The 24,079-nt window shown below is 60.8% G+C and carries 16 protein-coding genes; 10 read left to right on the forward strand and 6 right to left on the reverse strand.

Annotated features, from left to right (window positions below):
- The first annotated feature begins 48 nt into the window (after nucleotides 1-48).
- The 6 genes from CLV45_RS05115 to CLV45_RS05140 all read left to right on the forward strand — a co-directional run bounded on the left by CLV45_RS05115 (nucleotide 49) and on the right by CLV45_RS05140 (nucleotide 10,866).
- The gene (locus CLV45_RS05115) at nucleotides 49-1,746 is read left to right on the forward strand and encodes a ribulokinase (RefSeq protein ID WP_100335308.1); all 1,698 of its coding nucleotides are present in this window, start codon (nucleotides 49-51) and stop codon (nucleotides 1,744-1,746) included.
- A 357-nt stretch (nucleotides 1,747-2,103) separates the two neighbouring features.
- Nucleotides 2,104-2,805, forward strand: a complete 702-nt coding sequence (locus CLV45_RS05120; RefSeq protein WP_100335309.1) for an L-ribulose-5-phosphate 4-epimerase — start codon at nucleotides 2,104-2,106, stop codon at nucleotides 2,803-2,805.
- A gap of 260 nt (nucleotides 2,806-3,065) precedes the next feature.
- Nucleotides 3,066-4,556, forward strand: coding sequence for an L-arabinose isomerase (araA, locus tag CLV45_RS05125; protein ID WP_100335310.1), 1,491 nt, complete (start codon nucleotides 3,066-3,068; stop codon nucleotides 4,554-4,556).
- A gap of 204 nt (nucleotides 4,557-4,760) precedes the next feature.
- A complete protein-coding gene (locus CLV45_RS05130) occupies nucleotides 4,761-6,461 on the forward strand; it encodes a sodium:solute symporter family transporter (RefSeq protein WP_100335311.1) in 1,701 nt (566 codons plus the stop codon).
- Between the two features lie 165 nt (nucleotides 6,462-6,626).
- Nucleotides 6,627-8,408, forward strand: coding sequence for a family 43 glycosylhydrolase (locus CLV45_RS05135; RefSeq protein ID WP_100335312.1), 1,782 nt, complete (start codon nucleotides 6,627-6,629; stop codon nucleotides 8,406-8,408).
- A 409-nt stretch (nucleotides 8,409-8,817) separates the two neighbouring features.
- Nucleotides 8,818-10,866: a glycoside hydrolase family 127 protein gene (locus CLV45_RS05140; protein WP_100335313.1), complete on the forward strand. Its 2,049-nt coding sequence runs from the start codon at nucleotides 8,818-8,820 to the stop codon at nucleotides 10,864-10,866.
- 105 nt (nucleotides 10,867-10,971) lie between these two features.
- Here the strand turns inward: CLV45_RS05140 and CLV45_RS05145 are convergent, their stop codons facing one another.
- Genes CLV45_RS05145 through CLV45_RS05155 form a run of 3 tightly spaced genes read right to left on the reverse strand, consistent with a single transcriptional unit; the run spans nucleotide 10,972 to nucleotide 15,113 of the window.
- A complete protein-coding gene (locus tag CLV45_RS05145) occupies nucleotides 10,972-11,970 on the reverse strand; it encodes an arabinan endo-1,5-alpha-L-arabinosidase (RefSeq protein ID WP_100335314.1) in 999 nt (332 codons plus the stop codon).
- 32 nt (nucleotides 11,971-12,002) lie between these two features.
- Nucleotides 12,003-12,989, reverse strand: coding sequence for a glycoside hydrolase family 43 protein (locus tag CLV45_RS05150; RefSeq protein ID WP_100335315.1), 987 nt, complete (start codon nucleotides 12,987-12,989; stop codon nucleotides 12,003-12,005).
- Nucleotides 12,990-13,001: 12 nt separating this feature from the next.
- Nucleotides 13,002-15,113: an alpha-L-arabinofuranosidase C-terminal domain-containing protein gene (locus CLV45_RS05155; protein ID WP_100335316.1), complete on the reverse strand. Its 2,112-nt coding sequence runs from the start codon at nucleotides 15,111-15,113 to the stop codon at nucleotides 13,002-13,004.
- 340 nt (nucleotides 15,114-15,453) lie between these two features.
- Between CLV45_RS05155 and CLV45_RS05160 the strand changes: the two genes are divergently transcribed.
- On the forward strand, nucleotides 15,454-16,557 hold the full coding sequence (locus CLV45_RS05160) for a LacI family DNA-binding transcriptional regulator (protein WP_100335317.1): 1,104 nt from the start codon (nucleotides 15,454-15,456) through the stop codon (nucleotides 16,555-16,557).
- Nucleotides 16,558-16,707: 150 nt separating this feature from the next.
- Nucleotides 16,708-18,198, forward strand: a complete 1,491-nt coding sequence (locus tag CLV45_RS05165) for an NCS1 family nucleobase:cation symporter-1 (protein ID WP_100335318.1) — start codon at nucleotides 16,708-16,710, stop codon at nucleotides 18,196-18,198.
- A gap of 1,515 nt (nucleotides 18,199-19,713) precedes the next feature.
- Here the strand turns inward: CLV45_RS05165 and CLV45_RS05170 are convergent.
- The 3 genes from CLV45_RS05170 to CLV45_RS05175 form a co-directional block, all read right to left on the reverse strand.
- Nucleotides 19,714-19,953, reverse strand: a complete 240-nt coding sequence (locus CLV45_RS05170) for a DUF551 domain-containing protein (protein WP_100335319.1) — start codon at nucleotides 19,951-19,953, stop codon at nucleotides 19,714-19,716.
- A 261-nt stretch (nucleotides 19,954-20,214) separates the two neighbouring features.
- Complete coding sequence (locus CLV45_RS24820; protein ID WP_157807304.1) at nucleotides 20,215-20,355, reverse strand: hypothetical protein; 141 nt, start codon at nucleotides 20,353-20,355, stop codon at nucleotides 20,215-20,217.
- Between the two features lie 63 nt (nucleotides 20,356-20,418).
- The gene (locus tag CLV45_RS05175) at nucleotides 20,419-20,649 is read right to left on the reverse strand and encodes a hypothetical protein (protein ID WP_100335320.1); all 231 of its coding nucleotides are present in this window, start codon (nucleotides 20,647-20,649) and stop codon (nucleotides 20,419-20,421) included.
- A gap of 259 nt (nucleotides 20,650-20,908) precedes the next feature.
- Here CLV45_RS05175 and CLV45_RS05180 point away from each other — a divergent pair, with 259 nt between their 5' ends.
- A complete protein-coding gene (locus CLV45_RS05180) occupies nucleotides 20,909-21,466 on the forward strand; it encodes a hypothetical protein (RefSeq protein ID WP_157807305.1) in 558 nt (185 codons plus the stop codon).
- A 277-nt stretch (nucleotides 21,467-21,743) separates the two neighbouring features.
- Nucleotides 21,744-24,053: a TonB-dependent receptor gene (locus CLV45_RS05185; protein ID WP_170061812.1), complete on the forward strand. Its 2,310-nt coding sequence runs from the start codon at nucleotides 21,744-21,746 to the stop codon at nucleotides 24,051-24,053.
- Nucleotides 24,054-24,079 lie beyond the last annotated feature (26 nt).

Consider the following 24,079-nt stretch of genomic DNA (forward strand, 5'->3'; position numbering starts at 1 on the left):
TTCGTATTTCATCCACTTAATGTCGGGTGCCTGCCAGGCGCCCCTACTATGCAAACCTCCGACTCCTACGTTATTGGCATCGACTACGGCACCGACTCCGTGCGGGCCCTGCTGGTGAATGCCCGCACCGGCGCCGAAATTGCCCAGGCCGTGCACCCGTACGCCCGCTGGAAAGAGCAGCGCTACTGCAACGCGGCCCAAAATCAGTTTCGCCAGCACCCTCTCGACCATATCGAAGGCCTGGAAGCCACCGTGCGTCAGGTCGCTAGTCACGTGCCCGCCGAGCAAATCGTGGGTTTGGCCGTGGACACTACCGGCTCGACGCCCGGCCCCGTGAACGAGCAGGGCGTGGCCCTGGCTTTGCTGCCCGAATTTGCCGAGAATCCCAACGCCATGTTCGTGCTCTGGAAAGACCACACTGCCCTGGCCGAGGCGGCCGAAATCAACCAGAAGGCCCGCACCTGGGGCGGCGACGACTACACCCGCTACGAGGGCGGTATCTACTCCTCGGAGTGGTTCTGGGCCAAAATCATGCACGTGACCCGCCAGGATGCTGCCGTGGCCCAGGCCGCCTACTCCTGGATGGAGCACTGCGACTGGCTCACGCTGCTGCTCACCGGCGCCGATTTACACACCTTCAAGCGCAGCCGCTGCGCCGCCGGCCACAAGGCCATGTGGCACCACAACTGGGGCGGCCTGCCGATGGAGCAGTTTATCGTGGAGCTCGAACCCAAGCTCACCCTGCTGCGCGGCCACTTGTACCAGGACACGTTTACGGCCGACGAAGTAGCCGGCCACCTCTCCGAGGAATGGGCCACCCGCCTGGGCCTCACCACCAAAACCGTGGTGGCCGTGGGTACTTTCGACGCCCACGCCGGGGCCGTAGCCGGCGAAATCGAGGCCTACTCGATGGTGAAAGTAATGGGCACCAGCACCTGCGACATCGTGGTGGCTCCCATGGATGAAGTCGGCGACAAGCTCGTGCCCGGCATCTGCGGGCAGGTCGACGGCTCGGTGATTCCGGGCATGCTGGGCCTGGAAGCGGGGCAGTCGGCGGTGGGTGATTTGCTGGCCTGGTTCCGGCAGGTCATTGAGTGGCCGCTGAGCACCATGCTGGCTTCCTCGAAAGTGCTGAGCCCGGCCATGCAGCAGGCCCTGCGCCAGGAAATGAACGACAATCTGCTGGTGGAGCTCACCAAGGCCGCCGCGGCCATCGACCCGGCCGAAACCACCGTGCTGGCCCTCGACTGGGTAAACGGCCGCCGCACGCCCGACGCCAACCAGGCCCTGAAAGGCGCCCTGATGAATCTGACGATGGGCACCACGGCCCCGCACATTTTCCGGGCCCTGGTAGAAGCCATCTGCTACGGCTCCAAGCAAATCGTGGAGCGCTTCGAGCAGAATGGCGTGCCCATCAAGCAAGTAATCGGGCTGGGCGGGGTGGCCAAGAAATCGGCTTTCATGATGCAAACCCTGGCCGACGTGCTCAACCGCCCCATCAAAGTAGCCGAGTCGGACCAGGCCCCGGCCCTGGGCGCGGCCATGTACGCAGCCGTAGCGGCTGGCGTGCACCCCGATGTGGTTTCGGCACAGAAGGCAATGGGCAACGGCTTTGCCGAAAGCTACGAGCCCAACCCCGCCCGCGTGGCCGATTACCAGCGCCGCTACGAGCAGTATCAGGCCTTCGGGCAGTACGTGGAGCAAGCCACGCTACGTGAGCCGGTAGAAGCCGAAGTATCGGCCTAGCCGGTGAGCTGCACCCGCCGCCAAGCGCGGTAAAGCCCTCAAACGTTCTTCGCAAAGACTGTTTTGGTGCTTTAAACCGCCAAAACACCGATTCGAATGACCATTTCGGTCATCCGAATCAGCAAAACACCGATCGGAATCACCAAAATGGTCATCCGAATGACCAAAATACCGATCGGAATGACCGAAATGGTGATTTAAATCGCCAAAACACCGATTCGAATGACCATTTCGGTGATTTAAATCGCCAAAACAGTGATTCGAATCACCGAAATGGTCATTCCGACAACCTCCCTAGCCTAGTCAATCCGGATAAACCGGCTACTGAGCCTACCAGAACGGCTATAAATCAGTGCTATGAGCCACTACCAAGAACTTAAACAGGCCTGCTACGCGGCCAACATGCAGCTGCCCGAACTGGGGCTGGTGCTCTTCACCTTCGGCAACGCCAGCGTCGTGGACCGCCAGAACCGGGTGTTTGCCATCAAGCCCAGCGGGGTGCCCTACGCCACGCTCAAGGCCGAGGACATTGTCATCGTCGATTTCAGCGGCAAGGTAGTGGAAGGGGAGAAGCGGCCCTCGTCGGATACCAAAACCCACGCCGTGCTGTATGCCCACTGGGAGCATATCGGGGGCATCGTGCACACCCACAGCACCTACGCCACGGCCTGGGCCCAGGCCCAGCTCGACATCCCGATTCTGGGTACCACCCACGCCGACCACCTCACGGCCGATATTCCCTGCGCCCCGCCCATGGACGACCAGATGATAGCCGGCGACTACGAGCACCAGACCGGCTGGCAGATCATCAACGAGTTTCAGCGCCGCGGCTTCTCGCCGGAGGAAGTGGAAATGGTGCTGCTCAGCAACCACGCGCCCTTTACCTGGGGCAAAACCGTGGAAAAAGCCGTGTACAACAGCGCCGTACTCGAAGAAGTGGCCCGCATGGCCTACCTCAGCTGCACCCTGCGCCCCGACGTGCCCCGCCTCAAGCAGGCTTTAATTCAGAAGCACTACGAGCGCAAGCACGGCCTGCATTCCTACTACGGCCAGAGCTAGGAAATAGAATTTTAGAGTTAGTCGAGTTCCCCTCCTCAGATGAGGAGGGGTGCCCGAAGGGCGGGGTGGTTGATACGACTGAACGACTTTTAAGCACTAGCTCTAATCCTTCCAACTCACCCAACGATTTTCTAGCTCTAGCTGACCACCCCGCCCTTCGGGCACCCCTCCTTGAAGGAAGGAGGGGAACTCGACTAGCTTTCTAGCTGGCCAACTCCCATCATAACTCTAAACCACCCAAGGTTTTCACCTCCGATACCATGATTGACATTTCCACCTACGAAGCCTGGTTTATCACCGGCAGCCAGCACCTCTACGGCCCCGAAACCCTGGAGCAGGTAGCCCGGCACTCCCAGCAGATTGCTGAGGCCCTGGGCTCGGCCCTGCCGATTAAAATCGTGTACAAAGACGTACTGACCGGCCCCGACGCTATTACCAAGCTGATTCAGGAAGCCAATACGACGCCCAACTGCGTGGGTCTGATTGCCTGGATGCACACCTTCTCACCGGCCAAAATGTGGATCAACGGGCTGAAGATTCTGCAGAAGCCCCTGGCCCATTTGCACACCCAGTTCAACCGCGACATTCCCTGGCAGGACATCGACATGGACTTCATGAACACCAACCAGTCGGCCCACGGCGACCGGGAGTTTGGTTTCATCGGGGCCCGCTTGAAGCTGAAGCGCAAGGTAGTGGTAGGTCATTGGCAGAGCCCCGACGTGCACGAGCGGCTGAGCATTTGGGCCCGCGCCGCCTGCGCCTGGGCCGACTGGCAGGGAGCCCGCATCGTGCGCTTCGGCGACAACATGCGCTACGTGGCCGTTACGGAAGGCGACAAAGTGGAAGCCGAGCTCAAGTTTGGCTACTCGGTCAACACCTACGGCATCGGGGATTTGGTGGCCGTGATTAACGCCGCCACCGACGAGCAGGTAAACGAGTTGCTGGCCACCTACGAGCAGGAATACGAGCTGGGTGACTCGCTCAAGGAAGGCGGGGAGCAGCGGGAGAGTCTGCGCGAGGCGGCCCGGATTGAGGTGGGCCTGCGGCAGTTTCTGCAGGACACCAAGGCCATCGGCTTCACCGACACCTTCGAGGATTTGCACGGCATGGCCCAGCTGCCCGGCATTGCTACCCAGCGCCTGATGGCCGAGGGCTACGGCTTCGGCGGCGAGGGCGACTGGAAAACCTCGGCCCTGGTGCGGGCCATGAAGGTAATGGGCGCCGGCCTGCCCGGGGGCAACTCCTTTATGGAAGACTACACCTACCACTTCCAGCCCGGCAACGAGCTGGTGCTGGGCTCCCACATGCTGGAAATCTGCCCGACCATTGCCCAGGGCAAGCCCCGGGTGGAAGTGCACCCGCTGGGCATCGGTGGCAAGGCCGACCCGGCCCGCCTGGTGTTCAACTGCCCCGCCGGCCCGGCCCTGAATGCCACCATCGTGGATCTTGGGCACCGTTTCCGGCTGGTGGTCAACGAAGTGGAAGCCGTGGCCCCCGAGCAGGACTTGCCCAAGCTGCCCGTGGCCCGGGTGCTCTGGCAGGTGAAGCCCAGCCTGAGCGTGGGCGCGGCGGCCTGGATTCTGGCCGGTGGGGCCCACCACACCGGCTACAGCCAGAACCTGACCGCCGAATACCTCGAAGACTTCGCCGAAATGGCCGGCATCGAGTACGTCATCATCGACGACGAAACCAAGCTGCGCACCTTCAAAAACGAGCTCCGCTACAACGACGTGGCCTTCGGTGGCCGGTAAGACTGGCTTATGCTGCTCTAAACCAACCAGAACGTCATGTCGAGCCCTGCGAGACATCTCGCGTGCTGACGTTGCAATGATAACCTGATTACTACTGCAACGATTCGAGCGAGATGCTTCGGCTACGCCTCTGCATGACGTTCTTTTTTGCCCGGAATTCCTTTTACACCCGCTTCTTTACCTCCAAATTCCCCGCCCACTTTCATGCGTAATAACCTGACTACGCTCGACCTGCTGGTCTTCTTCGTGTACCTAATCGGGGTTTCGGCCTACGGTTTCTATATCTACCGGAGCAAGCAAAAGGCCGAGCAAAGCACCAAAGACTACTTCCTGGCCGAAGGCTCCCTGACCTGGTGGGCCATTGGAGCCTCGATGATTGCCTCCAACATTTCGGCTGAGCAGTTCATTGGCATGTCGGGCTCGGGCTTTAAGGTGGGCGTGGCCGTGGCGGCCTACGAGTGGGTGGCGGCCGTGGTGCTCATCATCGTGGCCGTGTTCTTTATGCCGGTGTACCTGAAGAACCACATCTTCACGATGCCCCAGTTTCTGGAGCAGCGCTACAACAGCACGCTCAGCCTGATTATGAGCATTTTCTGGCTGTTTCTCTACGTGCTGGTCAACCTGACCTCGATTCTCTACCTCGGGGCCCTGGCCTTGAGCAACCTCATCGGCGGCGACAGTTTCCACCTCATCATCGTACTGCTGGCCATTTTCTCATTGCTGATTTCCATCGGGGGCATGAAGGTGGTGGGCTACACCGACGTGGTGCAAGTGGTGGTGCTGGTAGTGGGCGGCCTGGTCACGACTTACATTGCCCTGACGCTGGTCAGTGAGCAGTTTGGCCTGGGCGGCGGGGCGCTGGCGGGCTTCAATGCGTTGATGGACAAGGCCCCGGACCACTTCCACATGATTTTCGACAAGCCGACGGCCAATACTCCGCAGGTGGAAGTCGATAAGTACCTGGCCCTGCCCGGCATTGCCATGTACTTCGCCGGCCAGTGGATTGTGAACCTCAACTACTGGGGCTGCAACCAGTATATCACCCAGCGCGCCCTGGGCGCCGATCTGCACACGGCCCGCACCGGCATCCTGTTTGCCGGCCTGCTCAAGCTCATGATGCCGGTCATCGTGATGCTGCCCGGCATAGCGGCCTACGTGCTCTATAAGAACGGCGGGCTGCAGGCCGAAATGTCGAGCACCGGCGCCTTCAACTCCGACAACGCCTACTCGGCCATCCTGACCTTTTTGCCCAACGGCCTGAAAGGGCTGAGCATGGCGGCTCTCACGGCGGCCATTGTGGCCTCGTTGGCGGGCAAGGTCAACTCGATTTCGACCATTTTTACCCTCGACATCTACAAGCGCTACCTCAACCCGGCCGCCACCGAGCAAAAGCAGGTCTGGGTGGGCCGCCTCACCATCTTGGCGGCCGTGGTGCTCAGCGTGGCCTTCACCTGGAAGGATTTGCTGGGCATCGGGGGGGAAGGGGGCTTCCAGTTTATTCAGAAGTACACCGGCTTCATTTCGCCCGGCATCCTGGCCATTTTCCTGCTGGGCATGTTTTGGAAGCGCACCACGGCCACGGCTGGCATCGTGGGCATTCTGGCCGGCTTTGCCTTGTCGGTGTTCTTCAACAACTACGCCCCGGCCGTGCTCGGGCCCGAAACCGTGCTCTACACGGCTTTCCGCAACAGCGCCGGCGTCTACGAAATACCCTTTTTGATTTGCATGGGCCTCTCATTTGCCATGACCATGGTGCTGATGGTGGGAGTGAGTCTGGCCGGGCCGGCACTCAACCCCCGCGCCATCAGCCTGCCGGCGGGCATGTTCCGAGTGAGCCAGCAGACGATGTCGCTCATCGTGGTGACCATGCTGCTGCTCACGGCTTTGTACGTGCGGTTCTGGTAGCGGCCACTAGTGCCTATTGCCTGCTGAACTGCTGAAAACCAGCTTGCTGCGCAACTCCTAGAGTTGCCGCTGATTCCACCAAGACGGGGACGTGAACAGGATTCGCGTCCCCGTCCTGGCTTCTGCTCCCTCGCTCTTCCTTCTTTCCAACCAATTCCCACAACCATGAAAAACACGCTTACTACCACCCTCCGGCCTGATTTACACGTCGGGCGCTTTGCCGGCTTTGCCCACTCCGGGGGCCGCCCGCTGCGCCTGCTGCTTCTGCTGCTAATCGGCTTGCTCGGGTTGAGTCCTGACGCTTGGGCTTTGCAGGGCAACGACAACTGCCACGACCCGTCGAGCATCGTCAAGGACGGCAGCAAATACTGGATTTTTACCACCGGCACCGGCATCTACGGCATGTACTCCACCGATTTGGTGAAGTGGGAGTCGGGTCCGCGGCCGGTGTTTGCGGCCGGCGCCTACCCAAGCTGGATCAAGACCAAAGTGCCCGGCTTCACCGGCGACTTCTGGGCCCCGGAGTGCGTGTTTCGCAACGGCAAATTCTACCTCTACTACTCCGTCTCGACCTTTGGCTCCAGCGTGTCGACTATCGGCCTGGCCACCAACGTGACGCTAGACCCCACGAGCCCGAGCTACCAGTGGGTGGACCAGGGCGAAGTGGTGTCGAGCGGCGCGGGCAGCGCTTGCAACGCCATTGACCCGGCCGTAGTGACGGATGCCAGCGGCGGGCTGTGGATGAGCTACGGCTCGTTTTTCAAGGGCATCGGCCTGATCCGGCTCGATGGCAGCACCGGCAAACGGTCCGGCACGAGCTTCACCTGGCTGGCCGGCAACGTGGCCGCCGATGGGGTGAGCCGCAGCAACAGCGGCAGCGAGGCGCCCTACATCGTGCGCAACGGCAGCTACTACTACCTGTTTATCAACAAGGGCGCCTGCTGCAACGGCTCGAGCAGCACCTACTACATCCAGGTGGGCCGCTCCACCAGCATCACCGGCCCTTACGTCGACAAAAACGGGGTGGATTTGAACCGCAACGGCGGCACGACCCTGCTGGCCACCCAGGGCAAGTACGTGGGGCCCGGGCACGTGGGCCTGTACCAGGAAAACGGGGCCAACTACTTCACCCACCACTACTACGACAGCAACCAGAACGGCCGGGCCCGCCTGAGCGTGGGTAATATGGGCTGGGACGGCGCCAATTGGCCCTTCCTCACCCGCGACTGGCTGGCCGCCGGCCGCTACACGCTCCGCAACCAAAGCAGCAACCTGGTCTGGGATGCCTGGGGCTGCACCGGGGCCTCGGGTCAGGCCATTGCCCAGGGCAGCTACAGCGCCGGTCTGGCCTGCCAGCAGTGGAACCTGACGCCCGACAACAACGGCGAGTACAAAATCACCTCGGCCGTGGGTGCGGGCCTAGCCGCCGACGTGGTCAATAACAACCCCGGCAACGGCGCCAAGCTGCAGCTCTACGCCTACAGCGGCATTGCCGGGCAGCGCTTCAAAATTGAGCGGACCAACGCGGGCAGCTACGTGGTATCGTCGGTGAACGGGGGCCGGGTGGTGGAAGTGCCGGGCTGCTCCGCCACGGCCGGCGTGCAGCTGGCTTTGTACGACTATCTGGCCAATAACTGCCAGAAGTGGGGTATTGTGCCGGCCCCAGCGGCCCGGGGCGTGCTGGCGGCCCAGACTACCGCACTCCGCAACGTTTCCGTGTTTCCCAACCCGGCCGAGCAGGGCCGCTTCGTCCTGGACCTCAGCGAGGAGTTCCGCAACACGCCCGTAACCATTACCCTGACCGACACCCAGGGTCGGACGGTGTATAGCCGCGGCAGCGCGGGGGGAGTAGCCATACCCGTGGAAACCGGGTTGCGCACGGGGCTTTACCTGCTCAGTGTGAGTAGCACTCAGGGCAGCTACAGCCAGAAAATTGTGCTGCAGTAGATAAGCGTTGCGGGCTGAAGCCAGGCTGTTGCGGAAGGGTTTTCCAGTATTCGCCGGTTTTGGTCCGCAACAAAAGGCTCGGAATCTGCAACGTTTCGACTAAGTTTTTACCTAGTGACTGTTTGCGGCTTTGGTGCTTGCGGGTGTTGCGGAGCTAGCCGCCGTAGCGTCGTGCAAAGCGCTGCAGCGGTGAATCTGCCGGTAGGCCTGGGGCTGGGAAAGGGCCGAGGCCTCCGGCTGCCTGCCCGGCCAAATATAGAAGTAAAAGTGGTTTGAAGTACGTGGCCGGTATGTACCAGCCCGCCTTTTTAGTTGCCGGAACCTAAGCCTGCCGACGGTGTTCCTTGCTGCCGAAGAAGGAAAAATTTTGAGCTAGCTCTGATTGTAGTTATCAACTCTTGCCTTTGCCATGAAATACTTTCTCGTTTCCCTTGCCGCCGTTGGGTTGCTGGCTGTGCCAGCCCGGGCTCAAACCGCCAAACGCTCGGATTACCCGATTCAGGCCGTGTCGTTTACCCGCGTGAAGCTGGCCGACAACTTCTGGCTGCCCCGGCTCAAGACCAACACCGACGTGACCATTCCGGCCTCGTTTCAGCGCTGCGAGGCCACTAACCGGGTCAAGAACTTCGAAATGGCCGCTGCCCGGCAGGGTAAGTTTGCCACCATCTTTCCCTTCGACGACACGGACATCTACAAAACCATCGAAGGGGCCTCGTACTCGCTCAAGCTTTACCCCGACCCGCAGCTAAACCAGTACCTGGACGAGCTGATCCGCAAAGTGGCCGCCGCCCAGGAGCCCGACGGCTACCTCTACACGGCCCGCACCATCGACCCGGCCCACCCCCACGACTGGGCCGGCCCCGAGCGGTGGGTGAAGGAGCGGGAGCTGAGCCACGAGCTCTACAACGCGGGCCACCTCTACGAAGCCGCCGTGGCCCATTACGAAGCCACCGGCCAGAAAAACCTGCTCAACGTTGCCCTCAAAAATGCCGATTTGGTATGCTCCGTCTTTGGGCCGGGCAAGCGGGCCGTGGCGCCGGGGCACGAAATCGTGGAAATGGGTTTGGTCAAGCTCTACCGCGTCACGGGCAAGCCGGAGTATTTGAGCACGGCCAAGTTTTTCCTCGACCAGCGCGGTCAATTTAAGTACGACCCCAAGAGCAACGACCCGTGGCGCAACGGCTCCTACTGGCAGGACCATAAGCCCGTGGTAGCCCAGAAAGAGGCCGTGGGCCACGCCGTGCGGGCCGAATACCTCTACTCGGCCATGGCCGACGTGGCCGCCCTCACCGGCGACCGGCAGCTGCTGGCCGCCGTGGACAGTATCTGGCAGAACATGGTCAGCAAGAAGCTCTACGTGACCGGCGGCACGGGCGCGGTGCCGGGTGGGGAGCGGTTTGGCCAGAATTACGAGCTGCCCAACACCACGGCCTACAACGAAACCTGCGCCGCGGTGGCCAACGTGTACTGGAACCAGCGCATGTTCCAGCTCCACGGCGAGGCCAAGTACATCGACGTGCTGGAAAAGGTGCTCTACAACGGCCTGATTGCGGGCGTGGGCCTCGATGGGAAGTCGTTTTTTTACTCCAACGCCCTGCAGATAAAGAACAGCGCCAGCTTCCCCCAGACCGAGCCCCAGCGCGCCGGCTGGTTTGACTGCTCGTGCTGCCCCACCAACCTGGCCCGCCTCATGCCGTCCTTGCCGGGCTACGTGTACGCCCAGAACGGCCGCGACGTGTACGCCAACCTCTTTATCAGCGGCACCACGGACTTACTGGTCAACAGCAAGCCGGTGCGCATCACCCAGCTCAACAACTACCCCTGGCAGGGCGAGCTGAAATTCACCGTCAATTCGGCCGCTACTGCGGATTTTAACCTGCTCGTGCGCCTGCCCGGCTGGGCCCGGGGCGAGGCCGTGCCGTCGGATCTGTACCACTTTGCTCCGGCTGCCGAGCCCAAAATCAGCATCCGCGTGAATGGTAAGCCGACGGAGTATACCACCCGCAACGGCTACGCGGTGCTCAGCCGCAAGTGGCGCAAAAACGACGTGGTAGAAGTGCTGCTGCCCATGGACGTGCGCCAGGTGCTGGCCAACCCCAATGTGGCGGACGACCTGGGCAAAGTGGCCCTGCAGCGCGGTCCGGTGGTATACTGCGCCGAGTGGAAGGACAACCAGGGCAAGGCCAGCAACCTGCTGGTACCCGCTGCCACGACCTTCACGGCCAGCTTCCGGCCCGAGCTGCTCAACGGCATTATGCAGCTCCAGGCCACCGTGCCCGCCGTGCAGCTCGACGCGGCCAATTCCTCTGTCAGCACCACCCGCCAGATGCTGACGGCCATTCCGTACTACGCCTGGGCCAACCGCGGCAAGGGCGAAATGACCGTCTGGTTTCCCCAGCAGCTCACCGACGTGGACCTGATTTCGCGCCAGCCCCAACCGGTAACGGTGGGCAAGTAACGAGTTTGTTTAGGCCTGAAAAAGCCCGGCCGTGGTAGTCACGGTCGGGCTTTTTCGGGCTTAGTGTGCGCTAAAGCTACGGCAACGGGCTTCGTTCCACTTCGCTTACGGCTGCACCAGCGGCCAGCCGGCGGCGTTCCAGGTCAGCTTTTCCACCCGCAGTTTGGAGTGGCCCTTGTCGGCGGCATCGTAGCCGTGAAAGACGAGGTAGTCCTGGTTGTCGAAGCTATACACCGAGTTGTGGCCCAGGCCGAACCAGTTTTTGTCGCCGCTCAACACGGACGTGCCGCCGCCCTGGTCCAGGGCCACGCCGGCTTGATCCACGTAGGGACCCGTCACGCTCTTGGCCCGGCCCACCACGATGCGGTAGGTGCTCTGCGGGCCGCGGCAGCAGTAGTCGAAGGAGGTGAAGAGGTAGTAAAAGCCGTTTTTGCGGAAAATAAACGGGGCTTCGATGGCGCCGTCGCCGGGCAAGGAGTCGTTCAGCTGCGGGTCCCGGGGGCGGCGGGCCAGGGTGCGCCACTGCTCGGGCTGGGCCGGCGCCGTCAGGTCGGGCCGCAGCTTGACTAGCTTGATGCCTTCCCAGAACGAGCCAAACGTGAGCCAGGGCGTGCCGGCCTCGTCCCGAATCAGGTTGGGGTCGATGGCGTTCCACATATCCCGCCCCGGCACCGACTGCACCACCCGCCCGTGGTCGACCCACCGGTAGTCGGGCGACTTGGGGTCCAGGGTTTTATTGGTAGCCAGCCCGATGCAGGAGGTGTTTTTGCCGAAGGCCGACACCGAGTAAAACAGCGAGTACACGCCGTCGTGCAAGGAAATATCGGGCGCCCAGATGTGGTTTTTGAAGCCCGGGACGGCCTGCACGGCCCAGGCCGGCGCCTGGGCAAACACGGGCTTTTCCGGCGTCCAGTGTTGCCGGTCCCGGGACGACCACACCGCAATGCCCGGCCCGGTGCCGAACATGTAGTACGTGCCGTTTTGCCGGATCATGACCGGGTCGTGGGCCGGAATCAGGGCCGGGGTGGGCGTCTGGGCTTCGGTCTGACGGGTTGCCAGCCAACAGCTCAGCAGCAGGAGCCCTTGCCGCCAGTTCAAAAACATAAACGATTGTGTGTAAGGGTGGGGAAGAGGGATTACTGCGCCGGTTGCACGCCTTCGGTGGTCATCACGACGCGCTTCATGGTGCCATCCTTGTTGTATTCGAGCTTGTCGATGCAGACCGAGCGGCGAAACGAGCCTCCGTCGGCGGGAATGCTGCCGTTGTGGTAGATGAAGTAGGACTGGCCCTTGAAGTCGATGATGGCCTGGTGGTTGGTGTTGGAGTTGCCGGCCACCTCGTTCAGAATGCCCTTAAACTCCCAGGGGCCCTCGATGCTGCGGCTCATGGCGTAGGCAATTTTCTCGGGAAACTGGTAGGCGTACGACAGGTAATACCAGTCCTTGTGCTTGTGCACCCAGGGCGCCTCGGTGAATCGGGGCAGCGTGGTCACCTTGTGGATGGGCCCGTCGAGTTCGGTCATGTTGGGCTTGAGCTTGGCCCAGTAGCAAATCGTGTTGCCCCAGTACAAATAGGCCTGACCCTTGTCATCCATAATCACCGTGGGGTCAATGTCGTCCCAGCTGATTTTGGCCTCGGTGGTCATGTCGTTGGTAATCAGGGCCGAGCCCCGGGCATCCTTGAACGGGCCGGTGGGACTGTCGGCCACGGCCACACCAATGGCCTTGCCCGGAATCGAGCCGTGCTCCACGGCGGCGTACCAGTAGAACTTGCCGCCCCGCTCCACTACCTGCGAAGCCCAGGCGTCGTCCTTGGCCCAGGCAAAAGCCTTGACGTTCAGCGGCGCCGGGTGCTCCCGCCAGTGTACCATGTCCCGCGAGGAGTAGCAGAGCCACTCGTGCATCACGTAGCGTTCCTGCCGGGCCGGGGCTTCGTCGTGGCCGGTGTAAAGGTACACCGTACCGTTGTGGACCAAGGCGGCGGGGTCGGTGGTGTATTTGTCTTTGATAATGGGGTTGCCGGCCACGGGCTCGGGCCGGGCCTGGGCCCGCGCCGTTAGCGGCAGCAGAGCCGGAACGGCGGCCAGCAATAAGCCAGGCAGTAGGTTCTTGCGTATCGTCATGGCTGTCGAAGCTTAATGCTTGCCGGGAATGCGCAGCACCGTGAAGGAATTCGGGGCCAGCGTGTACGTCACCACCGCCGCTGAGCCCACCTTGAACGACTCATCCTTGGGCGCTACGTTGCGGGGCTGGTCCAGGCTGTTCACGGCGTTCAGGTCATTGCTGGCCAGCACGGTAGCCTTGCCGGTTTTGCCCAGCTTTTTCACGCCCTGCAGGTTCACCGTCACCGGCCGGGCCTGCGGGGAGTAGTTCACCAGCTTCACCACGATTTCCCCGGTTTTATCGTCGGCCACGGCGCTGCTAAACAGGTTGTCCTGCCCGTTCTTGCCGTTGTCGGCGCGTTGCACGGGCAGCATGGTGGTGCCTTTGTTCAGGGCGTAGAGCTTTTGCACGTAGTAGTTGGGCGTGCCGTAGGAGCGCAGGTTGTCAAACCAGATCATGTTGGGCGTCCACTGCCAGGCGTCCACGTGGGCCAGCATGGGCGCGTAGGAGGCCATAACTACTTTATCGGCGTTGCGCTCCAGCCCGGTCATAAAGGCCGCTTCGGAAATAGCCGTATCCCAGCTGTTCTTGTTGTCGGGGCTGGCAATGCCCACGGTTTGGGCGGCATACTCCCCGGCAAAAATCTTGGAGCCGGTGGTCGGGTAGTTGTCGTAGCGGCCCACGTTCTGGCGAAACCACTCGGGGCTGGCGTAGTAGTGCTCATCAATTACCTCGGCCTTGAGCTCCCGCAGGCGGGCCGTGGCTTTGTCGAACAGGTCGCCGGCCGGGGCCGGGCCGGCGCTGCTCACGATGTTGATGCCCGGGTATTTGGCTTTCACGGCCTTGGCAAACGGCTCGTAGCGCTCCAAATACTGCGGGCCCCACTGCTCGTTGCCGATGCCGATGTACTTCAGGTTGAACGGAGCCGGGTGGCCCATGGCCACGCGCTTGGCGCCCCAGGGGCTGCTGGCCGGGCCATTGGCAAACTCCACTAGGTCCAGGGCATCCTGAATAAAGGTTTCCAGCGTCGGGTCGTCGTCGGCGTGGTTATGACCGGTGGCCTCGCTGACGCTGGGCCCCCCGGCGGCCGTAATCGGGGCCAGCTCGGCGGAGTTGAACTGGCAGGCCATGCCCACGTTCAGAATCGGGACGGGCTCGGCGCCAATATCCTCGGAAAGCTGGAAGTACTCGAAAAAGCCCAGGCCAAACGACTGGAAATAGTCCGGGGTGGAGCGGTGGCGAAACTCCATGTTCCAGCGGTTGACCAGCGGCACGCGCGAGTTCACCTCGCCGATGGTTTCCTTCCACTGGTAGCGCTCCGTCAGGGTGCGGCCCTCCACGATGCAGCCGCCGGGAAAGCGCAGAAAGCCTGGGTTCATGTCCTTGAGCAGCTGCACTAAGTCGGTGCGCAGGCCGTTTTCGCGCTTGTTCCAGGTATCCTTCGGAAACAGCGTCACCACGTCCATATCCAGGGTGCCGGCGCCTTCCAGCGTGAGCTTGAGCCGGGCCTTGGGCGCGGTGCCGGAGGCCTTGAGTACGGCCGTATACTTTTTCCACTCCCCGGTCAGACCCGTAATCGTGGTTTGGGCCAGCACCCGGCCCGAGGGCGCGACTTCGGGGCCGGCGCCGCGGCGAGCTTCCTCTTCCAGCGTGACCTGCAGGCCACTCACGCTGCCCGGGCCGCGGCGCAGGTACACCGAAAAGGTGTATTCCGCGTCCTGCTTGATACCCATGCCCCGGAATCCTTCGTTGATCAGGCCCGCGTCGGGGCTGGCCGTAGCAGCCGTCAGGCGCACGAAATGGTTGTTGGTGGCACTAATCGGCTTTTCGCTGCTGACCGTGTAAGCCGCCAGGGCCGCAGCCCCGCCAATGGCGTTCCAGCCGATAAAGTGCTGCCCGGGAATCTCAAACGACTTATTCTTGACCAGTTCGGGGTAGAGCCCGCCGTCGGCGGCAAAGTTGATGTCCTCGAAAAACAGGCCGTACATGTTCTTAGACACGGGCGCCCCGGGCTTGTTGACCTGCACGGTAAGCGTAGTGGCGGCCGTGGGCTGGGTTTGGGCCAGGGCGGGGGCTAAGCCCAGTGCGCTAAGCGCTACGCTGCTGGCGAACCGTACGATTCGGGAGGGGGAAGAGGTGGGCATGGGAGGGAGGAGTGAAGTGAGCGAAGAAAATGCGGGCCCCTGCGAAAGCCAGCAGAAGGAGAGGAAAAGCCGCTACCAACGGCTACTCTTGGCCAGCAAGGCGAGAGTACGCAAAGGTTCTGCACAATCGTTTGTGTAAAGTAATAGGAAATTCGCAACATGCGCTGCTTTGGGAGGAAAATTTCCTGTAAAGCCGGACGAGCATGGTTCCCGGTAGTTAGTTGATAAGAGGTTTTAGCAGCCCCAAATTCGGGAAATGCACGCCCCAAACGCCTTTTCGTGTTGCCGGATACTATATAATACTATCTTTACACAAAGCATTGTGTAGTATACTTCCTCTATGGCGCCCCGAAAAAAACAAGCCCCGGCCCAAATTCCCACCACGCCCGTATCCATGGCCGACCTGGCCCGGGAGCTGGGCGTGTCGATGACGACGATTTCGCGGGCCCTGAGCGACCATCACAGCATCGGGCCGGCCATGAAGCAGAAGGTGCTCAAGCTGGCCAAGAAGTACAACTACCAGCCCAACCGCCTGGCTTCGGCCCTGCGCAAGGGCAAAAGTCAGCTTATCGGCATTATCGTGCCCTACATCGAGGGGCGGTTTTTCCCCTCGGTGGTCCACGGCATCGAAACGGCGGCCAGCAAGGCGGGCTACAACGTAATTATCTGCCAGTCGAACGAGGACGTGGCCCAGGAGCGGCGCAACCTCGAAATCCTGCTCAGCGCCCAAGTCGCCGGGATTCTCGTCTCGTTGTCGCGCACCACGCTCGACGTGCGCCACTTCGAGAAAGTGCGCAGCCGCGGTCTGCCGCTGGTATTTTTCGACCGGATTGTGGAGGGTGACAACGTGAATGCCGTGGTGCTCAACGACCAGGAGGGCGGCTACGTTTCGACCCGGCACTTGCTAAGCCAGGGCTGCCGCCGCATTGCCCACCTGGCCGGCCCCCAGCATTTGAATATCTACAAAAATCGCCGCCAGGGCTACCTCGATGCCCTGCGCGAGGCCGGCATTGCCGAGGACGAGTCGCTGATTTACTACGCCGATATGAGCCAGGAGCAGGGCAGCGCGGCCATGCGCCAGCTGCTGGCCCTGCCCGAGCCGCCCGACGCCGTCTTTGCCGCCGGCGACTACGGCGCCCTCGGGGCCATGCAGGAAGCCCGCCGCCAGGGCTTGCGCGTGCCCCAGGACGTGGCTATTGCCGGGTTCAGCAACGAGACCTTTACCCTTATCACCGAGCCGGCCATGACCACCATCGACCAGCGCTGCGAGGAAATGGGCCAGGCTGCCGTGCGCCTGCTGCTGGAGGTCATTGCGGCCGACGGCGCCTTGTTTACGCCCCGGCAGGTGGCGCTCCGGCCCGAGTTGCTGGTGCGCAACTCCTCCGTGCGCCAGCCCGAGCCGGCGCTGGTGGCCAAAAGCTTCACCAGCTCCTTCGTGCCGTAAGTGCTCCGCGGGGCCAGCCGGCCGGGAGCCGGTATGATGTTGTAAAAAGTGGGTTGGGAGTGCGGGCAAGTGCCTAATTCTTCTAGCTTTAAGGGGAAAACGCTGCCTATTACGGCAGTGGGAGCAACGTTATTTCACAACGCACCACCCATGACTAGCCCTCTACCCAGCGCCGCCCCCGGCCTCAGCAGTGAAGATCTGGCCCCGATAGCGCCGGCCGAGCGCCGTTGGGGAACCGGCAATTACGCCGCCCTCTGGATCAGCATGAGCCTGTGCATCCCGACCTACATGCTGGCCAGTTCCCTGATTGAGGGCGGCATGAACTGGTGGCAGGCCTTGCTGACGATTTTCCTGGGCAACACCATCGTGCTGGTGCCCATGCTGCTCAACGGCCGGGCGGGGGCCAAGTACGGTATTCCGTTCCCGGTGCTGGCCCGGGCTAGTTTTGGGGTGCGGGGAGCCAACATTCCGGCCCTGCTCCGGGCCCTGATTGCCTGCGGCTGGTTTGGCATCCAAACCTGGATTGGCGGCTACGCCTTATACCAGATGGGTATACTCTGGCTGCCGGGCTTGGCCACGCTGCCGGCCGTGTTTCCGGCCTCCTGGGGGCTGGCCACGGGGCCAGCCATTACGTTCGTGCTGTTCTGGCTGCTGAATATGTACGTGGTGCACCTGGGCGTGGAGAGCATTCGTAAACTGCTCGTGTTCAAGGCCTTTTTCCTGCCCGTGGCGGCCTTGGCCCTGCTGTGGTGGGCCATTTCGGCCGGCCACGGCCTGGGTCCGATTCTGGCTCAACCCTCGAAGTTCACGTCCAGCGCGGCGTTTTGGGCGTTTTTCTTCCCCTCGCTCACCGGCATGGTCGGTTTCTGGGCCACGCTCTCGTTGAACATTCCCGACTTCACCCGCTACGCCGTGAGCCAGCGGGCCCAGCTGCTGGGCCAGGCCCTGGGCTTACCTTCTTCCATGACGGTCTTTTCCTTCGTGGGCGTGGTCGTAACTTCGGCGACCTTCGTGATTTACGGCAAAACCATCTGGGACCCGGTGGTGCTGGCCGGTAAGTTCGACAGCAAGCTGCTGGTGAGCGTAGCCATGCTGGCCGTGGCCCTGTCCACGCTGGCTACCAACATTGCGGCCAACATCGTGAGCCCCGCCAACGACTTTGCTAACGTGTCGCCGGAGCGGATTTCGTTCAAGACCGGCGGCTACATTACCGGAGTGCTAGGCCTGCTGATTTTCCCCTGGAAGCTCATTGCCGACCCCTCGGGCTATATTTTCACCTGGCTCGTGGGCTACTCCGGCCTGCTCGGGCCCATCGGCGGCATCATGCTGGCCGACTACTACCTGCTGCGCAAAGAGCACCTCGACGTGCCCGAGCTCTACCAGTACCGGGGGCAGTACGCCTACCGCAACGGCTATAACCTGCGGGCGGTGGCCGCCCTCATCATCGGTATCCTGCCCAACATTCCCGGCTTTCTGGCCGCCATCGGCGTGCTCGACAAGCGGGCCGTCTGGTCGGGCCTTATTGCACTCTACGACTACGCCTGGTTTGTCGGCTTCTTCGTTTCGGGCGCGGTCTACCTGCTGCTTATGGCCCAGGAGCAGCGCGCCCCGGTCTGGAAAGGCGAAATGGTGAAATTGTGAACTGGTGAGTTGATGTTCGGCTGACGTCAGAAGTGTTTAAAGCTCCATCGTGGCAAGGCAAAATGATGCAGCGCAGTCACCCTTCTGCTGAAATGAGCTCAGTCCCCTAAACTGAAAAGCCCTCAATCGGTGGTACGGTTGAGGGCTTGCTGGTAATAGGGCATTGGCCACTGGCAGAGGCCGGATTACTTCGCCTTGCTCGCCTTAACAGGACTTCACAATTCACTATCTACTGCCCTACTGCGTGCGTTTCAGGCTGGCGGTAGCGTCGTTGCGGGCCGATGACTTGAGAATGGTCTGGTAGGGATGCTAAATCTAGGTTACCCGTTTTGCCCTCGGTTACCAGCTCAAGTTCTTAAACTACGAGGCGTTTCTTTAGGCTGTAACTTGAAAATTGAGCCTTCGTGGCGCTCTGCTCCCAAGGCTTTCTGCCCGCTTGGCCTTTCCCAAAGCCAAGCTGCTTTCTTTAGTTATTTTTAGAGACAACAGTAAAATATTGTAAATCAAGGCGGTACTTAAAAGGTGAGTAAGCACTTACTAAAAATTTTAAGCGCGATAGTGCAACTATAAAACCTCTTGCTTAATATTGTCCCAGTTATCAGCCGGCTAATCCCCCCGGCCAGCTGATAATTAAAATTCCCACACTCTGTTTACCAGGTGAACCCCACCCCATCTGGCGAGTACTACTGAGAAATCAACCGGCTCTCCCACTCAGCAAGTTGACTTATCGGTATCCCAAAATTTGTAGTCGGCCGAACCGGTGTTCCACTGGTTCGGCCGGTTTTTTTATCCAGCTCGTAGGTAGCTGAGTGACTATTGCGCATCAGGTAGGCCAAAGCTGCAAGAGGCCGGAAAACCAGCGGCCCACTAAGCTGATGCTTGTCAGCGCATAGGGCATAGTTGGTGGGTAAGGACTGCTAGAATAAAGGCTACTAGGTCATTCAGAGCTGAGAACTACAGGAAGCCGCCAAAAAAGTAAGGGCACAAAAAAAGGCGCCCCACCCGGAACGCCCTTTCAATGAATCGTGACCGGCGAAAATTCCCACCCAACGCCAGTCCGATCCTTTATCAATGTACCGTGAGCAGCTTCCGGAAACCGGTTGTGCCACGGGTTACTTCTGTATTGTATGTAGTCCGAATCCCAAAGCTCCATTTGAGCTGAGCGGTTATCAAACTAGAGAACCCAGCAGCAGTGTTTTTGTGCGTTGTTCTATAATACTAAGGTAGGGGGCTGGCGCAGAGATTTCCACTACTATCTTTGCCACTTATGATACTGTATTGACCAATTTGAGGGGCCAGACGGAGTATTTCCTGGTATTATGGCACTAGCGACTAGTAAAACTGCAATTCAGTTGTCTAACCAGTGTGGGAAATCAGCGGTTCTGCCAGGACAGTTTAGGCCCTGTGACGCTCATAAGCCAGGATTTCTGCCTTGTGATGGTGGCCTCCCGTCCGGTCAATAGAGTACCGGCAGGAAGCGGGCCCTATATACGCCGCTACGGCTGTTAGGTTGCCTTAGGTCGCTAGTGGAGGGGCGGGCAGGGGCATCCAGTGCGTGACGCCCTTCACGTACCGGTCGACGCCGTGCGGATCCGGCGTGACAAACATATGCGCGGATTTGGAGGCGTTGCTGGGCTTATAGACGGCCACAGTTATTTCTAGCCAAGCCGTAGGCACGTAAACGAGCACCCGCTGATTAGGCTGGGGTAGTTGCTGGGCACGGGCAATCCAGGGAGCAATAGTAGCAGCCGACATACGCTTCCGTAGCTAGTGAGCCGCAAAACTACGCAAGTTGCAAGTGAGAACGGAAGGCCCCGCAGGATTCCCCCGGTGTGATATTAGCGGCGGCGCGATAAGCTTTAGTTAACAATTGGGGCAGTCAGCCACTGCCCGTTGACTGGGGAAGGCAGCAATAGGTAGTTTTACGCTGGTAATAATTTCGAATAATACTGCCAGTAGTATCAAAAAACAGCCCCGACTTTTGGCCGGGGCTGTTTTGGTAAAGGTTAGGGTGAACTAGCCTTTGGCCTTGAGCTTAGCTTTGCCTTTGTCGTGCTTCTGCATTTTTTCCTCGCGCAGTTGGGCATACTTGGCGGCTTGGTCGGCGCTGAGCACCTGCTTAAGCTGGGTTTCGAACCGGGCCCGGGCGGCTTTCACTTCCTGGTGCTTGGCCGGGCTTTTTGGGGTGGTGCCGTACTTGGCTTTCAGCGCCTGCTCTTCCTAATGGTAAGCCAGGCTAAGCTGCCGCACCTGCTGGGTCTGGTCGGCGGATAGGGCTAGCTTCTGGGTCAGGTGCTGGGCGAAGTGGTCGGCCTGCTGCTCGGGCGTTTTGGGCGCGTGCTTGGGCTTGGCGGCTTCGGTTTTTACTTTGGCTTTTTTCACCGTGGATTGGGCCGTGGCAGCGCCTATCGTCAGGGAAAACGCGGCCAGCAGCATGAGGGTCTTATGCATGTCAGTAAAGTTGAAGTTGCGGAAAGAAAGAGGAGTAGCCCGCCCCCGGGGGCGGGTGGGTAGCACTTTTACAACTTGGATGCCAAAAACCGGGAAGCCCGTGAATAAGGGGCCGCGGGGCGCTTTGGTGGGGGCGCAGGGGCTGGGCTCTCTATTATTAAAGTGGTATTAAAAAAATGCTAGGTCGGGTGAGGGCTTTTGCGGTATTTTTGTTTTTACAACCGGCCCCATTTGCTCCTTGAAGCAGCTTACTTCCCTTGTGCTCCTGTGCTTGTTTGCGTATAACCTGGTAGGATTCTATCCGGCGTATACCTGGCGGCAGCACCAGTTTCGGAAGCAGGCCGAACACCAGCGCCGGGCCCAGCTGCCCGACCACGCTCTGGTGCAGGTGCGGGTGGCTCGGCACAGCGCCACTACCCCGGCGCTACAGTGGCAGGACGAGCACGAATTCCGCTGGCGCGGGCAGCTCTACGACGTGGTGCGCCAGCACGCGGCCCCCGACAGCATTACCTATCTGTGCTGGCACGACCAGGGCGAGGAAAAGCTGCTGGCGGGCTTGCAGGAGCACGTAGAGCAGCTGACTCATCCGGATGCCTCGGCCGGAAAAACGGCTAAAAAACTCTTCGACCACCTTTTTAAGCTGGCCTTGCTTAGCTCGGACTCTTACCCGACGCTCGTAGCCACGCTGCTCCCGATGCAACGGCGCTATCAGCCGCTGCGGGCCCCGCTGCCCGTCTTGCCCGCCGCCGTAGTGCAGCCCCCGCCGGAGCGGGCCGGAGGCGCTCCGGCGCTGGGGCGGGTGTTTTTGCCGGTTTAGCTACCGCAACAAACCCGAGCTGCAGTGCTGGAGCACTCATTATAGTATAGTAGGTAGACGACCCGAATCCGGCGGCTGAAGAATGGCGCGTCAGGTTTGTTACTGCCTACTCGGCGGGCTGCGGCAGTCAGCCCCTCGCTCCGCCACTGGCCGACTATGCAGTCGGGCTAGTAGCCGCGGCATTTTTTCCATCATGACACCTGCCCCGCCGGCCTTAGCCTGGAGGGAGCTAACCCATGGCCCCACTCAACGCAGGGCCACAACCTATTCGCATTTCATGAAACCACTTTTATTCCGGGTACTCCTGTTCTGGGGCGCCCTCTTTCTGAGCACCAGCGCGTTTGCGCAATTCACTACGTCGGGCACCGTCGTTGACCAGCAGACCCGCCAGCCCCTGGTGGGCGCCGTGGTAGCGGCCAGCACCGCTACGGCCGCCACCACTGATAAGGACGGTCGGTTTCAGCTGACTTCCACCGAAGAGCTGCGCACCGTGAAGGTGCAGTACCTGGGCTACCTGGCCCAGGACGTGACCATTAAAGCCGGTACTACCAACGCCCTGACCATTGCTTTGGAACCCTCGAATACGGGCCTGAGCGAAGTGCAGGTGGTGGGCTACGCTACCGAGAAAAAGCTCCTCGAAACGCCCGTGGCTTTGAGCGTGGTAACCGAAAAGGACATTCAGCGCAACAACTCCATCTTCCTGCAGAACACCCTGAACCAGGTGCCCGGCGTGCGGATGAACGTGCGCAGCGCCGCCTCCCAGTCCAACCTGGTGATTCGCGGTATCGGCAGCACCTACGGGCGCTTCAGTATCCGCGGCATCAAGCTGTATCAGAACGGTATTCCGCTGTCGGAAGCCGATGGAACGACTTCGCTCGACGACCTGGATTTCACCACGATTGGCCGGATGGACGTTATTAAAGGCCCGGCTTCGAGCATCTACGGGGCTACCCTGGGCGGCGTCGTGTCATTCCAGACCCGCAAGGCCGCGCCCGGCACCAGCATCAACCTGGGCACCGTGGTGGGCAAATACGGCCTGTTCCGGACCAATACCGGCATCGGCATCGGGACCGATAAGGTGAACCTGCTGGTGAACTACGGCCACCAGGAAACCCGCGGCTTCCGGGAAGACCACTCCAACAGCCGCAAGGATTTCGTGACCGTAGCCGGCGACTTTTACGTGAGTGATAAGCAGACGGTGAGCGTGCTGGGCACCTACACCAACCAGCACGACAATTACGCCGGGGAGCTGGACAGCACTGACTTTTTCACCAACTACACCAAGCTGGCCCCGGCCTACAAGCTGAAGGACGTGGGCGTGGATGCTGAAATTACCCGCCTGGGCCTGACGCATACCTACCGCTTCACTGGTAACTTCGTGAACACCACGACCTTGTTTATGAGCACCTCGTACTCGCTGAGCCCGGTGGAGCCTAACTTTGCCCACACCCAGCGCGGCAAGCGTGGCGTGCGCAGCGTGTTTACCTACTCGCCCGAGCTGGGCGGTTTGCAGACGCGCTTTGCCGTGGGCACCGAGTACATTTCCAACCAGGACAACAACAAGCGCTACGGCATTACGGCCCTGGGCGCCTCGACGGCCATTACTTCCGACCAGGAAATCCGCGCGACCCAGCTCAACACCTTCGCCCAGGCCGAGGTGTCGATTACGGAGCACACGACCCTGACCGTGGGCGACAGCTACAACGTGGTGACCTACGACATTCAGGACCTGATTCCCAAGACGGCCCCGGCCCTGAGCCTGACCGGCTACAAGCAGTTCAAGCCCGTGCACACGCCCCGGGTGGCCTTGATTCACACCTTTAACGACCAGTTCTCGGTGTTTGCCCAGTACAGCACCGGCTTCTCGCCGCCCATCAGCAGCCAGATTTCGTTGTCGACCGGCCCGATTAACCCTGACCTGAAGCCCGAGCGCAACAACAACCTCGAGCTGGGCTCCCGCGGCAGCATCCTGGGCAACAAGCTCAACTACGACGTGACGGCCTTCCGCATGCAGGTCAAAAACGGCCTGGTGTCGCAGACCAACGCCGATAAAGTGACCTACTTCGTCAACTCGGGCGAATCGGAGTACAAGGGCGTGGAAGTGGCCTTGTCGGGCAACCTGGTGGATGCCGACAAAGCCGGCGTGCTAACTCAGGTGCGGCCCTTCGTGAGCTACACCTACACCGATGCCGAGTTCAAATCCTACCAGCTGGCCGCCAACGACTTCAGCGGCAAGCAGGTGCCCGGCACGTTCAAGAACCTCTTTACCGGCGGCCTCGACCTCGAAACCAAGGTGGGCGTGTACCTGAACCTGACCTCGCAGTACACCGACAAAACGCCAATGGCCGACAGCAACAACCGCTTCGCCGGTTCTTACTGGCTGTTCAACAGCAAAGTAGGGGCCCGCGGTAAGGTTGCCGGCCACCTGAGCTACGACGTCTTTGCCGGCCTCGACAACATCACCGACGAGCACTACGCCGTGTCTATTGCCCTCAACCAGGCCACGCCCGTGAAGGCCCCGACCTTCTACAACCCCGGCATGCCCCGCAACTGGTACAGCGGCGCTAACCTGAGCTACACTTTCTAGAAGTTCAAAATGTAGCATGTAGGCAG

The sequence above is a fragment of the Hymenobacter chitinivorans DSM 11115 genome (assembly GCF_002797555.1).
Classification (GTDB): Bacteria; Bacteroidota; Bacteroidia; order Cytophagales; family Hymenobacteraceae; genus Hymenobacter; species Hymenobacter chitinivorans.